Below are 15,073 nucleotides of genomic sequence, written 5' to 3' on the forward strand. Positions count from 1 at the left end.
ATGAGATGGAAACAATGCTCGATTTTTTACAAACGAACTGGCAAGAATTGATTTATAAAGCATGGGAGCACTTATATATATCCATGATCGCTGTTTTCCTTGGAATAATAGTCGCTGTACCACTAGGGATTATGTTGACGCGAATGAAAAGGAGCGCTTCGCTAATAATCGGAATCGCAAACATTATGCAGACTTTGCCGAGCCTTGCAGTCCTAGCCTTTTTCATTCCTTTCCTTGGCGTTGGTAAAACACCCGCAATTATTGCGTTATTTTTCTATTCCGTTTTACCCATACTCAGGAATACATACACAGGCATCAAAGGCGTAAATGAAAATCTGCTGGAATCCGGCCGCGGCATCGGGATGACAAGCTGGGAGAGAATTCGACTGGTTGAATTCCCGCTTGCACTTTCCGTCATTATGGCTGGTATCCGTACGGCTTCCGTCTATTTAATTGGATGGGCCACCTTAGCTTCCTTTATTGGAGGCGGGGGACTTGGAGATTACATTTTTATCGGTTTGAATTTATACCAAACAGAATATATCATCGCAGGTGCAGTTCCGGTAATCATCATGGCTATCCTGGTGGATTATGTATTCTCGATCATAGAACGAAAAGTCGTACCAAAAGGATTGAAAGGTATGAAGGAAGTTGCTTGAGGAGGATTATCATGTATAAAAAAATAAGAAGTACAATTTTAATGGCCCTTTTAGTTTGTTCATTAATGATCACCGGCTGTTCCTTGCCTGGTTTAGGGTCATCTTCTGAAACTACTGTTAAGATCGGTGCCCAAAGCATGACCGAATCCGAAATCCTGGCGAACATGATCGCTCAACTCCTTGAAAGGAATACGGAACTTGATACGAAAATCATCAAAAATCTAGGTTCGAATTTCGTTCAGCAAAAAGCGATGGAGACCGGTGATATAGATATAGCCGCAACTCGATATACAGGGACTGATTTAACGAGTGTCCTGGGACAGGAAATCGAAAAGGATCCAGTAAAGGCGATGGAAATTGTTCAAAGGGAATTCAAAGAACAATATGGGTTCAAATTTTTTGATTCTTATGGATTCGATAATACTTATGCATTTACGATTTCAAACAAATTGGCAGAGGAAAAAGGGTATCAGAAAATATCTGATCTGGAAAAGGATGCAGATGATTTAAGGTTAGGTGTAGATAGTGCTTGGCTGAAAAGAAAAGGGGATGGTTATAAAGGGTTTGTCGATACATATGGATTGGAGTTTGGGGAAACTTATCCGATGCAGATTGGCTTGGTATACGATGCAGTTAAAAATGGACAGATGGATATTGTCCTTGCATATTCCTCAGATGGACGGATTAAGGTTAATGATTTGAAGCTTTTAGAAGATGATAAACAATATTTCCCACCATATGACTGTTCACCGGTCGTTACCGAAGAATTATTGGAACGATATCCTGAAATTGAAGATGAACTTAACAAGTTACTTGGCGAAATCACTACAGAAACCATGCAGGAACTGAACTATGAAGTTGATGGGAACTTGAAGGAGCCATCGGTCGTAGCATCGGAATTCCTTAAAGCACATAATTATTTTGAATAAATGGGAGGTGCAAACTAATGGAAACCTTGCAACAACTGGGAACTTATTATTCACAAAATTGGATGTATGTACTTACTGAATTTTATCGTCACTTTTTAATGTCCGCTTACGGGGTTTTATTTGCAGCAATTGTAGCCATCCCGATAGGCATTTTCATTGCGAAACATAAGAAATTGAGTAATTGGGTATTTTCGATAACGAATGTTATACAAACCACACCAGCATTGGCTATGCTAGCTCTCCTTATGCTAGTAATGGGGTTAGGAACAAATACGGTAATCTTATCATTATTTTTATATTCCTTACTGCCAATCCTGAGGAACACTTATGTAGGAATTACAAGTATAGATCATGCTTATTTAGAATCTGGCAAGGCAATGGGGATGACAAAGCTGCAGTTACTAAGAATGGTCGAACTGCCATTATCTCTGTCTGTTATCATGGCTGGCTTACGTACAGCGCTTGTCGTTGCAATTGGAGTAACTGCTGTCGGTACATTCGTAGGGGCTGGCGGACTGGGGGATATCATTGTCAGGGGAACGAATGCTTCAAATGGAACGGCAATCATACTTGCAGGAGCAATCCCGACGGCATTGATGGCCATTCTCTCAGATCTTTTACTCGGATGGCTGGAACGAATCCTTTCACCGATAAAAAAGAAAAAAATTCATACTGCCTAAAACAAATCAGGATAATAAAAGAGCCATTGCATTGTTAATGTAATGGCTCTTTCTTGTGCAGAAAATAACGATTACCGATTAGAAGTCAGAAGCTGAGACTGGCAGACATAGTTTTTTATTTCAGAAAAAGGGTAACTATAAGGATAGTCGTAAAAAAATATAAGGGGAATCAATCATGAAACTTACACCAGAGCAACGTATTGAACTTCATGGCTTTAATAATCTTACGAAATCTTTAAGCTTTAATATGTATGATATTTGTTACACAAAAACCAGGGAAGAGAGAGAGGCATACCTGGATTATATCGATGAACAATATAATGCAGATAGGCTTTCGAATATCTTGCACAATGTTTCTGATTTAATAGGGGCGCATGTTTTAAATACGGCGAAACAGGATTATGTCCCTCAAGGCGCCAGTGTAACCATTCTTGTTTCAGAAGGACCTGTCGTCGAAGTACCTACGGGAACTTATGAGGAATCACCTGGGCCTTTACCTGATAATGTGGTCATGCAACTGGATAAAAGCCATATTACCGTACATACATACCCTGAATACCATCCAAATGAAGGCATTAGCACATTCAGGGCCGATATCGATGTCTCTACTTGTGGAGAAATATCTCCTCTTAAAGCCCTTAATTATCTCATTCATTCCTTCGATACCGACATTATCACGATTGATTACCGTGTAAGAGGCTTTACAAGAGATAAAGATGGGCGGAAATTGTTCATTGATCACGATATTAATTCAATCCAAAACTATATTCCTGATGAAGTAAAAGGTTTATATGACATGATTGATGTGAATGTATACCAAGAAAATATATTCCATACAAAATGTAAGCTGAAAAGATTCGATATTAACAATTACTTATTCGGTTATTCAGAGGAAAAGCTGAATAAAGAGGAAAGGCAAGAAATTATAGAAAGACTTCAAACGGAGATGGATGAAATTTTTTATGGTGCCAATGTTCCACATCCAATAGAAAAAAACAAGCATGCCGATTAAGGGATGCTTGTTTTAATTGAAAAGTTAATTTAAATGGAAAACCTGAACCAATACATACCCAAGACAAGTCAATAAGATAGAGCCGATCAGTCCAGCTATAAAAGGTTTACCGCCATATTTTCTAAATGTTACAAGGTCAATATTCAATCCTAGTCCTGCCATGGACATAGCCATGAGGATATAGGAAAGCATAACAAGTTTATCGGCTACTGGTTCAGGAACTGCACCAGTAGAGTAAAGGGCACTCAATAATAAAAATCCAAAAATAAACCACGGTATCTGATTGGACTTCCAAGAAAATTTCTTTCCGGTATTTGTTGATCGTTCTTTCCAATTCATGATGAATCCAATTAAAATGGCAACTGGAATGAGCAGGGCCACCCTAGTCAATTTGACCACCACCGCCAAGTCGACTGCCTCATTTCCCCCTGGTGCTGCTGCAGCGATGACGTGAGCAATTTCATGGAGTGTCGCACCCGAGAAAATACCATATCCATTATCGGATAACTCCAATAATGGATATAGGATCGTATATCCGAAAGTGAAGGTTGTACCTAAAACAGCAACCGTCGCTACAGCTATAGCTGTATCTTTTTCTTTTGCTTTTATTTGCGAGGAAATTGCCAGGATGGCAGCAGCTCCACAAATTCCCGTTCCGCAAGCTGTCAATATTCCTAGCTTTTTCTCAACTTTAAATATCCGGGTCAATCCATAAACTACTAATATAGCAAATACAAGACTAATGGCACCAACTGCAAATGTTTTCGGACCGGCATTAATAATATCCTTTAGGTTCAAGCGCATTCCCAATAAGATAATGCCCATTCTCAAAAGGATTTTACTTGAATAATTTGTACCTGCAACGGCGTAAGCAGGGACGCCAATTATCGATTTCCAAACAACACCAATCAGTATAGCGATGACTAACTGTCCCATTATATGAAGGAATGGAAGCTCTGCTAAGTATTTTGCTGCAATGGCAATTAGCAAAGTCAATGCAATTCCTTTAGTAAATCCAAGTTTTTTTGTTTCAACGTTTGTTTGTTCCAGTGTGATCACTCCATCTATGTTGATGCCTTAACTTTAAAGCTTAATTAAAAATAAGTGAAATATATTTTTGCTATTTCAATGATTACTTCTACTTATGATAAAATGAAACGCATAGGTAAATAGGGAGGTAACCATGGATCCGTTAAAAGTATTCGTCACCGTAATCGAACAGAAAAACTTTTCTAGAGCAGGGGATATCCTGAACTTGTCGCAGCCAGGAGTCAGTCTTCACATAAGGAATCTGGAAAATGAGTTAGGAACGAAATTAATTTATCGTTCTCCAAAACAAGTACAAATAACAGAGCCGGGAAAAATTCTGTATAGACATGCAAAGCAAATGCTTAATCATTATGAGACAGCAATAAGAGAAATAAATGAATTTAATAACGTGGTTAGCGGAACGATGAAAATAGGTGCAAGCTTCACGATAGGGGAATACTACCTTCCAAAAGTTTTAGCAGAATTTGCGGCTCAATATCCGATGGTGGACATACAAATCATCATCTCAAATTCTAATGAAGTCATTCAAGGGATACGATCGAATAAGCTTGATATCGGCTTGATTGAAGGTGAAACGGACTATAAAGATATAGATGTCAGACCATTCATGAATGACGAGATGATCGTCGTCGTCCCCCCGGTTCATCCACTTTCACAGATGGATCTCATCGAGGGCACTTTGCTCCAAAACCAAACATGGGTACTTAGGGAGGAAGGATCGGGAACCCGTACATATTCCGATAAACTTCTGAGCAGTATGGAATTAAACATAAAGAAAACCTTTATTTTCACCAGTATCCAAGGAGTGAAAGAAGCGGTGATGGCTGGGCTTGGCATTGCTCTGTTATCACGATTGACTGTACAAAAAGAACTGAAGTCCAATGAATTGAAAACCTTTCATTTGAAAAATGAACCCATTATAAGACCTTTTTCAATCGTGAAAAAGTTAGACTTCGAAGCATCAAAAGCCATGGAGTTGTTTTTAAGGAAGGTCGAAGAATTTGCGATAAAAGGGCAGTCCTAAATAAAACTCCTAAACATTTGCTCATCCTTTCATTTTCAATGAGGAGGATGGGCATTTTTAACGACGAAATATTTTTAATTTTACTGAAAACGTCGAAAGTATTTTGGAATATGTCAATCATTAAATGAATTTTACGTATTTTCACATAATGGTAAACATATAAATTAAATAGGTAGTCTCCAGGAAGTTCTAAGTCCCTGTAGACTTGTCCTGATATTAATAATCTTAAAAGGAGCAACCACATTGGCTATAGAGGAGCAGAAAGATAAGCGGATTTCTGTTTTCGACAGGATTATAGGATTCATGCCAAAATTTTATGTAATTGGGACAATTTTAATTTTTTTTTATACGCTAGTTGCGATGGCACATTTAGGTATCCAAACTTTGAAAAAGCCAGAGGAAACCGTTGTACCTGCCACCCCTATTTCTCAGGGCTTTGAACATACATTGATAACGTTAATCATCGAACCGATCGTAACGTCTGAATTTTATCAAATCATCTTTAACACGTTATTTCTTTACCTTGTTTGGATACTGCTTTTCCTATTAGCACCGATTGCTTTTTATCGTTTAAAACACTTTAAATTTTTTAATATCGAAATTGAAATTGAAAAACAAGATGCAGCCGTTTATGAAGTATTCAGCATGAGCAGTTCGAAAATGAAATTTGCTGCGTATCTGACATCCGAGGAGTATCAATTGGAGATATCAGAGGAAATTGCCAACAGCAAAGACTTTAAAACACCCTTAATCTATACATTGGACTGTGCCGTGGACTTTTATTCCAATCAATTAGGACTTTCCTTTACCTATGATATCTATACCCTGAACCAGTTCAAGAAAGCGAAGCTGCCTAAATCCATCAAAGCGATGCTTGATAAGTCCATTCAAACTGGCGATCCTTGCATCACCAATAAAAGCAACAGTGATAGTGAATATTACAAGAACTTCCTCCTGCATTATTTTGAAAACATGGATGGGAAATTTGTCACCGTCCTGAATAGCTATCAAACTGAATTTGATACGTTCGATAAATCACTAATCAAGATCCTGCAAAATGTCATATACGATTACTATCTACAGTATAACTATATTTATGAAGTAAGCGAGAAGATGGAGAAGAATGAAGCGATTTCCCAAAGTAAATAAAAAAACCACCCTACAAGTGGTTATTTTTTTTGGAAAGATGATTGTTAATTATATTTTGGACAATTACATTATTACCAATGAGCTCAGACGATTTCTTTACGTTTTGTTCCCGAAAATCCATGTTCTTTATTTTCTTAGACTTTTTCCCATTTTTAAAATTATTGAAGGCATTTAAAAAGGCTATCTGAATCACTCCCCTTATAGATTAGTATATTCATATTTTGGCTAAAATTTCATGAAAAACCTCAATTTATAGAAAATATTTTGCGGGTTTTTAGGGATGAAAATTACCTAAACAAAGCAATTATAGACACTCTAGAAGAATTGATTTTAATTTAGAACGGGGGATTTATAAACTCTAATTATTGATTACTAGGCTTTTTTATAAGAAATAAAGAAATTTCCCCAAAATTATTGTATAGTTAATGTAGGGATTCGAACAAACATTCGTTTCTTGCGAACAGTGACTACTTCTTAGAGGGACAGGAGAGAGACAGTGAACGGTACAGCACACATGGCTTTAGGGGCAACAGTTGGATTCTTGACGGCAAACACACTTCAAACAGATCCAACCACCACTTTATTCTTGGTTGGCATTGGGGGAGTTTCAGGCCTAATGCCCGATATGGATATTGATGGGAAGTTAAGTAATAGGATTACTTTTTCACATAAGTTTATCCGAACGATAGCACAAACTATAGGGATATTAATGATCATTTATAGTCTTTTGGAAGGCTCTGGTACGGAAAAGTGGATCGGTGTAGGGGCAGGAATCGGTATCATCATTATTTCATCATTCATTACACAAAGGCATATGCTGACCTTGACTGGATTAGCGGTTTTAGGCGGCGGTTTATCTTTGCAGGAAAGCTGGTTGTGGCTGTTAGGCGTTTATATTATCCTGGCATCCTTTACAGCACATAGAAGTTATACCCATTCGATTGCAGGTATCGCTTTCTTTGGCATCATTGCCTTTCAATTCGAAGCCTTTATGGGGATTGACGGGATTTTCACTACTTGTTTATTAGGATACATAAGCCATTTAATCGCTGACATGAAATTTTTACCTTTTAATAAGCGAGGGGTAAAGTTATTTTTGCCATTTTTCTCAAAAGAATTTTAACAGTGGGTACCAGTACCACTGTTATTTTTATTGTAATGATGCTTTGCTAGTTTTGAAAATGATACTTAAAAGTAAATTGAATTAAAGTTGATTATTCATGCCAAAATTCGACTTTTTTTTAGTTTTTATATGGTCATTCTTCCTAAATCTACTAAATGTAACATATTTGTAAAGATCCTGTGATGCGAGTGATATACCTTTTCTAGTATATTAGGTTTAGCAAATCACATCAGGGGGTAAAAAATTTGTTTAAGAAAATTGTCGTCGGATTGTCATTGGCTATCATGCTTGCTTTGGTATCTTTTGCAGGGGACCAAGCGGAAGCAGCTTCATATCATACAAAAGCGATTAAAGTAGCCAAAAGTGAATTAGGTACAAAATATAAAATGGGTGGCATTTCTTCATCAGGTTTTGATTGCTCAGGCTTAGTGAAATATTCATATCAAAAAGCTGGCAAGAATCTACCAAGGACAGCTGCTGATATATACAAAAAAGGAACAAAGGTTAAGACCTTACAAAAAGGTGACTTAATGTTTTTTGCACCAAATAAAGCTAAAAAACCCACACATGTGGCAATATACATAGGTGACAATCAATTCATTCACTCTTCCTCATCAAAGGGAGTGTCATACGCTAAAACCAATAATAGTTATTGGAAGCCAAAGTTTATTGGAGCAAAACGCATTTAATAGAAGGAAAGCATTTTTATAGTAACGAGTATGAGACTTCATGAAGTCTCTTTTTTTTTTAAAAAAATAAGGGTCGATGAGACACGGTCAACATTAACCATATTTGTTGGCTCTAAGACACCTTGATGCAATTAAGTAGAGGAGTGTATGTTATGATTCGTCCTCAAAGGGGTAATCAATAAAAGAGGACATACATAGAATCTTTTTATTTGACTGGAAATGGATAGTTTAATATGCTTAGCAAACCAATCCGGATGTTTCTATGAATTTACCTATCCTTATTGGTATTAGAAAATTCATAATTTCTTTATGGAAAAAATTCCAGTTCAAAATCATTGAAAGTCAAAGAAGGTCAATGTATAATAAAGTCAGAAAGTCAAAGAAGGTCAAAGTTTTATTGTGAATGTAATAATTTTAAAGGAGGAGTACTACATGCTTTGTGAAAAATGCCATGTAAACCACGCTAATATTAATGTTCACCTAAATATGAATGGTCAGGAGCATGATGTGAAACTGTGCTCCACTTGTTATAAAGAAGAGCGAAACAAACTTGGAGCAGCAATGGGGGGGATGAATACTGGGAAATTCCAATATAATGGATCCCCAAATTCATTCAATCCATTTAATTATAATGAAGTGCCTCAACCGGATTCTGTTCAAGACGAAGACGAAGGATTGCTTGAGGAGTATGGACACAATCTGACCGATGCCGCGAAAGCAGGACTTATTGATCCAGTAATCGGCAGGAATGAAGAAATAAAACGAGTCATAGAAGTTCTAAATAGACGTAATAAAAATAATCCTGTTTTAATTGGTGAACCTGGGGTAGGTAAAACAGCCATTGCTGAAGGGTTGGCTCTGGCCATCGTTGAAGGTTCAGTACCTGTTAAGTTACGAAATAAATTAGTGTATATGCTTGATATCGCGTCACTTGTTACGAACACTGGAATTCGGGGTCAATTCGAAGAACGGATGAAGCAGTTGATCGGTGAATTACAGGAAAGAAAAAATGTCATTTTATTCATCGATGAAATTCACCAAATTGTCGGGGCTGGTTCAGCAGAAGGATCAATGGATGCTGGAAATATCTTAAAACCAGCGCTTGCACGCGGCGAACTTCAGCTTGTCGGAGCAACCACTTTATCCGAATATAGGAAAATTGAAAAAGATGGTGCCCTTGAAAGACGCTTCCAGCCTGTACACGTTAATGAGCCGACAACGGCTGAGGCATTGGTCATCTTACGTGGTTTAAAAGATAGTTATGAATCTTATCATGGTGTAACATATAGTGAGGAAGCACTAAAAGCTGCAGTAGAACTTTCAAACCGCTACATTCAAGATCGTTTTCTCCCTGACAAGGCGATTGACCTGATGGATGAGGCGGGTTCTAAATTGAACTTGACCATAGAAGACGGTCAGGAAGAAGATATGAAAGAGCGTCTTGCCCAAATCTATAAAGAAAAAGAACTGGCACTAAAAGAAGAAGCATATGAAAAAGCGGCGGTTCTGCGTGATGAAGAAGAAAAATTGGAAAAGTCCTTGCAATCTGGAGAAAATTCAGTCAAACCAATCGTTACCGTCGAGGATATTCAAGTCATCATTGAACAAAAAACCGGTATACCTGTAGGTAAGTTACAGGAGGATGAGCAAGAAAGAATGATTCATCTTCAAGCGGAACTTATGAAAAAAGTCATTGGTCAGGAAGAGGCCGTTAAAAAGGTTGCAAAAGCCGTCCGCAGAAGTCGTGCAGGTTTAAAATCCAAAAACCGTCCTACCGGTTCTTTCCTTTTCGTTGGTCCAACTGGAGTAGGTAAAACAGAATTGGCAAAAACTCTTGCAGAGGAATTGTTTGGAGATAAAGAAGCGATGATTCGTCTAGACATGAGTGAGTTCATGGAGAAACATAGTGTTTCCAAGTTAATTGGTTCACCTCCTGGATACGTTGGACACGAGGAAGCAGGACAGCTAACTGAAAAAGTTCGTCGTAAACCTTACAGTATTATTTTATTGGATGAGATTGAAAAGGCACATCCAGATGTTATGCATATGTTCCTGCAAATTCTAGAAGATGGGCGGTTGACGGATAGTCAAGGCCGAACTGTTACTTTTAAAGACACTGTGATTATCATGACAAGTAATGCTGGTGTCGGAGAAAAACAGAAAGTAATGGGATTCGGTACAAGTACAGCCGTGGAAGAGGCGTCCATTCTGCAGTCGTTGGGCAGTTTCTTCAAGCCGGAATTCCTGAACAGATTTGATAGCATCATTGAATTCTCAGCATTGAAGAAGGAAGATCTTCTGCAAATCGTTGATATCATGATTTCTGAACTTGACGAAACACTTTCTGCACAAGAATTAACATTAGTCGTGACAGATGAAGCAAAACAAAAACTGATTGAATTAGGATACCATCCAACATTCGGGGCTAGACCGCTTCGTCGAGTCATTCAGGAACAACTCGAAGACGGCATCACCGACTTTATCTTTGAGCAGCCTGAAGTGAAGAACTTTACTGCAATTGTTGAAGATAACCATATGAAAATTATTAAAACACCATAAAGAGTACTAGAAATGCCTCCAAGACCGTAAAACTGTTATGGAGGCATTTTTTTATCTTTTTTAAGGTTTTCCTGATTATCTTTATTCTTCAGAGCCTATAATAGGTTAGAAATTTAAGGGAAACAAATTGATTCATTACAATTCTAATAATCCGGAAACGGATTTCAGAATTTTCTCCATAGATTTTTTGTGCGAATGTTTTTAAGCGTCATTCCGGTGGAATCATAGGTATAGGGGATTAAATAGTGTATGATAAAGCCTATTCTTTACAAGGCATATGAAAAAATATATTAAATAAATTCCTGTTTTGGAATGGGAATTTCAATGGAGGAATGACCTATTAATGATTCACTTTCTTATTTTGAAGAGGAAAATACCAATAATCGAAAACCTACTGATAAAGAAACGGAAAATCAGTTGGAATCCCTGTCCACTGCCAATATTCATTCACTAAACCCGGCAGAATTGGATCAGCTATATTTCTTTGAAGGAAAAGACTTAGGAAATTCCTATCATAAAGATAAAACGGCATTCAGGTTATGGTCCCCCGTTGCATCTGAAGTTAAGCTTGTCACTTATGAACATTGGGATGATTCCAATGGAATGGAAATTGAAATGGATCGTTCGGAAAAGGGAACCTGGACAGTTGAATTAACCGGTGATCAGGATGGATTGATTTATACATACAAGGTGAAAGTCGGAGAAATCTGGAGTGAAGCTGTAGATCCTTATGTTCGTGCAGTCACTGTCAATGGAGATAAGGGAGTCGTAATAAATTTAGCGGACACGAATCCACAAAAGTGGACCCGGAATAAACCACCGCTCGGAAAAGCAGAGGACATCATCATCTACGAATTGCATACCAGAGATTTGTCGATTCATCCTGAAAGTGGAATTCAACATAAAGGAAAATTCTTAGGAGTAATTGAAAGTGGCACTAAAGGCCCGAATGGGGTGAAAACGGGTCTGGATCATATTAAAGATTTAGGTGTAACCCATGTACAATTCATCCCCATATTCGATTTTGCTACCGTCAATGAAAAAAAATTAAATGAACCGCAATATAATTGGGGATATGATCCTCAGAATTATAACGCTCCAGAGGGTTCATACTCAACTGATCCCTATCAACCAAAAGTAAGGATCCGGGAGTTGAAGGAAATGATCCAAGGCTTACATGATCAGGGACTGCGTGTGATCATGGATGTGGTATACAATCACGTTTATTCGGTGGCTGATTCAAACTTCAATAAACTGGTACCCACCTACTTTTTTCGCTATAACGCCGACGGTACATTATCGAATGGCACTGGTGTTGGAAATGACACGGCCTCTGAACATAAAATGATGCGTAAATTTATCGTTGAATCCGTCACCTATTGGGCGAAAGAATTCAACCTCGATGGCTTCCGTTTTGATTTAATGGGGATTCATGATGTGGAAACGATGAATGAAGTGAAAAAAGCACTTGTGGAAATTGATCCCACCATCATTGTTTTAGGCGAAGGCTGGGATATGAATACCCCATTGGCCCAAGATCAAAAAGCGAATCAAAAAAACGCACGTAAAATGCCTGGCATCGCACATTTTAATGATACTATCCGGGATGGGTTAAAAGGATTCGTGATGAACGCGCATGATAAAGGATTTATTAATGGTAAGCCAGGTATGGAGGATATTATAAGAAAAAGTATCGCTGCCGGATTGAAATACGATGATCATATTGCATCCTATCAAAAACCAGATCAAGTCATCAATTATGTTGAAGCGCATGATAATTTCACCTTATGGGATAAACTTAACATCACGAATCCGGAAGCTACAGAACATGACCGTAAACAGATGCATAAATTAGCTTCCGCCATTGTCTTACTGTCACAGGGAATACCGATGATTCATGCTGGACAAGAATTTATGCGCACGAAGGATGGGGATGAAAACAGCTATCAATCATCTGACTGGGTTAACCGTTTGGATTGGAAAAGAAGAGCGGAGTTTGATCACGAAGTCGAATATATGAAAGGGCTCATTTCGCTAAGAAAAAATCATTCGGTTTTTAGATTAAGTACACCCGAAGAAATCGAAAGGCATTTACAATTCATCGATTCTCCATCGAATGTCGTTGCATTCACTCTACTAGCAGATGATTCAAAAATCGCAGTGATTCATAATGCAAATCGGGACGCGATAAGCATAACTCTCCCACATGAAGGGAATTGGTCTGTATTAGTGAATGGTCAGCAGGCGGGTCTGGAAGAAATAGAAAGGATAAAAGGGGGGCATATAACAGTTCCCGCTTTAAGTTCATTCGTTTTAAAACAAATTTTTAATGGATGATCTAAAAATAGAAGTGAGTGAATACTTTCACTCACTTCTATTTTGTTCATTACCTGATTTGAACTTCCATTTTCCATTATTTACTTTCACACGTTAAGCAAAATGATGTCGGGGTAGAAATATTAAACGAACTTGCAATTCACCGTTTTTTAAAGGGAAGCGATTATTTTGCAACAGAAAGTGCATATAAAAATTGATGGTGCTGACGCCACACTGGACGGTAAACAAACAGTATTACAAATGCTAAATGCTAACGGATGTTCGATTGAAGTTCCGAATGTTTGTTACCATCCTGGCCTAGGTCCTATTGAAACATGTGATACATGTCTGGTGAGTGTAAATGGAGAACTTAATAGATACAGTTGTACCTGATGTGAAAGAAGCACAGGTTATGGCCATGGACTAGATATTGTACAACCATGAATTGTATTGTACGGTTTGCGATTACAATAACGGCAGTTGTGAAATACATAATACCGTTAAAGAAATGAAAGTGAACTATCAAAGTGTACCGTTCGATCAAAAACCAGTATGATCCAGACCAATGCATTCTATGCGGGCGCTGTGTAGAAGCTTGTCAAGATGTAGGGAGATTTTCCTTCCCGGATGGAAAGCAAGATTATTCCCCATCGAGTGGACCAAACCAATTGATTTCGGGGAAGAGTTTGATATCCATGTGAATAATAGACGTTTATTAGAACATTTCCATGAACGGAACATGACGTATAAATCTGAAGGCATCACTTCCGAAACTCCAAAGATATTCCTTGAGGTACCACGAGAATTGGATAAAGAAAGAGGACTGGAAGATGGTACGCTCGTTCGGCATTCATCACCATATGGAAATGCAAAAGTGCAATGCCTGATTAAAAGGTAAAGAAGTTTGTTTGCCGATGAACGATACAGGAGACGGGACAATTAACCAATTGACCAGCAGCTATGCGGATAAAGATACGGATACTCCTGCTTTTAGGGGGCCAACCAACAAAAAGCGAAAACATACGTTAAGCCAATTTCGACATAAAAAAAGGCGAGTTCACTTTCCGAAAAGTCGAGCAATGAAGCTTTTTTTTGTTCTTTTTCGGTTGCTGATATGTTCTAAAAGAAAAAAAGGAAAAGAAGTTTTAGATATTTTTGATTTTATTCTATATGGGTGATACTGATTCAATTTATATAGGAAATAAAATACGAAAAACCCTTTTTTCTTAATAGTGTACCTTTACGAAAAAAATTTAATTGGTTACTTCTTCTAAGAAAGATGCCAATTAAAATGCATACATATTTTATACATAAGAAAGAATAACTTCTTTTCATATAATTATGGATATACTGCAATAATATATTTGGGATGCGTCACTCTGAAAGTTAATTGTATTTTGGATCGAAATAAAAGGAAAGAGACTGATACTGATTTTCTATAGTGATTTTTCTATCTGACTCTTTTTGGGATAGAACCTAGAAAAATGCCCACTTACAAGATTAAATCAGTATGATTCCGTATTCCTGAAGTAAACTGGTTTATAAAAAAATTAAAATCTACAAGTGAGCGATTTTCGTCGTCCAGGGCATGTTTTTCCATTAATTTCGAAAGAAGGCGGAGTGCTTAGCCGTGTTGGTCATACAGAAGCAGCTGTTGATTTAGCCAAATTGGCAGGTGGAAAGCCTGTGGCTGTAATTTGTGAAATCATGAAAGAAGACGGTACAATGGCACTTGTACCAGACCTAATAACAATTGCTAAACAATTGAATTTAAAGTTAATTACTATTAAAGATTTAGTTGCATTTCGTCAGAGACAAGGAGAGTTGTATATTCAGGAGTAGAAGAATATTTTGTATTTCTATATATAATTTTACTAGTCTAT

Annotated in this window: 12 protein-coding genes and 3 pseudogenes; 14 read left to right on the forward strand and 1 reads right to left on the reverse strand. The window is 37.6% G+C overall.

The window, feature by feature from the left end:
- Positions 1–5: 5 nt before the first annotated feature.
- From BS1321_RS25880 to speD, 4 genes are all read left to right on the forward strand, one after another.
- The gene (locus BS1321_RS25880) at positions 6–659 is read left to right on the forward strand and encodes an ABC transporter permease (RefSeq protein WP_063233714.1); all 654 of its coding nucleotides are present in this window, start codon (positions 6–8) and stop codon (positions 657–659) included.
- 11 nt (positions 660–670) lie between these two features.
- Positions 671–1,588 (forward strand): osmoprotectant ABC transporter substrate-binding protein, encoded by a 918-nt coding sequence (locus BS1321_RS25885; RefSeq protein WP_063233715.1) that lies wholly within the window; start codon positions 671–673, stop codon positions 1,586–1,588.
- 17 nt (positions 1,589–1,605) lie between these two features.
- Positions 1,606–2,268, forward strand: coding sequence for an ABC transporter permease (locus BS1321_RS25890; RefSeq protein WP_063233716.1), 663 nt, complete (start codon positions 1,606–1,608; stop codon positions 2,266–2,268).
- A 175-nt stretch (positions 2,269–2,443) separates the two neighbouring features.
- Positions 2,444–3,280, forward strand: a complete 837-nt coding sequence (speD, locus tag BS1321_RS25895) for an adenosylmethionine decarboxylase (RefSeq protein ID WP_063233717.1) — start codon at positions 2,444–2,446, stop codon at positions 3,278–3,280.
- Between the two features lie 24 nt (positions 3,281–3,304).
- Here speD and BS1321_RS25900 read toward each other — a convergent pair whose 3' ends face one another.
- The gene (locus BS1321_RS25900) at positions 3,305–4,330 is read right to left on the reverse strand and encodes a YeiH family protein (RefSeq protein WP_063233899.1); all 1,026 of its coding nucleotides are present in this window, start codon (positions 4,328–4,330) and stop codon (positions 3,305–3,307) included.
- 133 nt (positions 4,331–4,463) lie between these two features.
- Between BS1321_RS25900 and BS1321_RS25905 the strand changes: the two genes are divergently transcribed.
- The 10 genes and pseudogenes from BS1321_RS25905 to BS1321_RS25955 all read left to right on the forward strand — a co-directional run.
- The gene (locus tag BS1321_RS25905) at positions 4,464–5,354 is read left to right on the forward strand and encodes a selenium metabolism-associated LysR family transcriptional regulator (protein WP_063233718.1); all 891 of its coding nucleotides are present in this window, start codon (positions 4,464–4,466) and stop codon (positions 5,352–5,354) included.
- A gap of 243 nt (positions 5,355–5,597) precedes the next feature.
- Entirely contained in the window at positions 5,598–6,503 is a 906-nt protein-coding gene (locus tag BS1321_RS25910; protein WP_063233719.1) for a hypothetical protein, read from the forward strand.
- Between the two features lie 496 nt (positions 6,504–6,999).
- On the forward strand, positions 7,000–7,626 hold the full coding sequence (locus tag BS1321_RS25920) for a metal-dependent hydrolase (RefSeq protein WP_063233721.1): 627 nt from the start codon (positions 7,000–7,002) through the stop codon (positions 7,624–7,626).
- 245 nt (positions 7,627–7,871) lie between these two features.
- On the forward strand, positions 7,872–8,315 hold the full coding sequence (locus tag BS1321_RS25925) for a C40 family peptidase (RefSeq protein ID WP_232522737.1): 444 nt from the start codon (positions 7,872–7,874) through the stop codon (positions 8,313–8,315).
- A 432-nt stretch (positions 8,316–8,747) separates the two neighbouring features.
- Positions 8,748–10,874 (forward strand): ATP-dependent Clp protease ATP-binding subunit, encoded by a 2,127-nt coding sequence (locus BS1321_RS25930; protein WP_063233722.1) that lies wholly within the window; start codon positions 8,748–8,750, stop codon positions 10,872–10,874.
- Between the two features lie 414 nt (positions 10,875–11,288).
- Positions 11,289–13,211: pseudogene (pulA, locus tag BS1321_RS25935) on the forward strand (type I pullulanase); the annotation flags it as partial.
- A 180-nt stretch (positions 13,212–13,391) separates the two neighbouring features.
- Positions 13,392–13,583 carry a 2Fe-2S iron-sulfur cluster-binding protein gene (locus tag BS1321_RS28820; protein WP_375781847.1) on the forward strand — a complete coding sequence of 64 codons (192 nt, stop codon included), beginning with the start codon at positions 13,392–13,394 and terminating at the stop codon, positions 13,581–13,583.
- A gap of 52 nt (positions 13,584–13,635) precedes the next feature.
- Positions 13,636–13,746, forward strand: coding sequence for a hypothetical protein (locus tag BS1321_RS28825; protein WP_419555893.1), 111 nt, complete (start codon positions 13,636–13,638; stop codon positions 13,744–13,746).
- 55 nt (positions 13,747–13,801) lie between these two features.
- A pseudogene (locus BS1321_RS28830) lies at positions 13,802–14,200 on the forward strand (molybdopterin dinucleotide binding domain-containing protein); the annotation flags it as partial.
- 544 nt (positions 14,201–14,744) lie between these two features.
- Positions 14,745–15,029 (forward strand): annotated as a pseudogene (locus BS1321_RS25955) (3,4-dihydroxy-2-butanone-4-phosphate synthase); the annotation flags it as partial.
- Between the last annotated feature and the right edge of the window lie 44 nt (positions 15,030–15,073).

This window comes from Peribacillus simplex NBRC 15720 = DSM 1321, assembly GCF_002243645.1.
Lineage (GTDB): Bacteria > Bacillota > Bacilli > Bacillales > DSM-1321 > Peribacillus > Peribacillus simplex.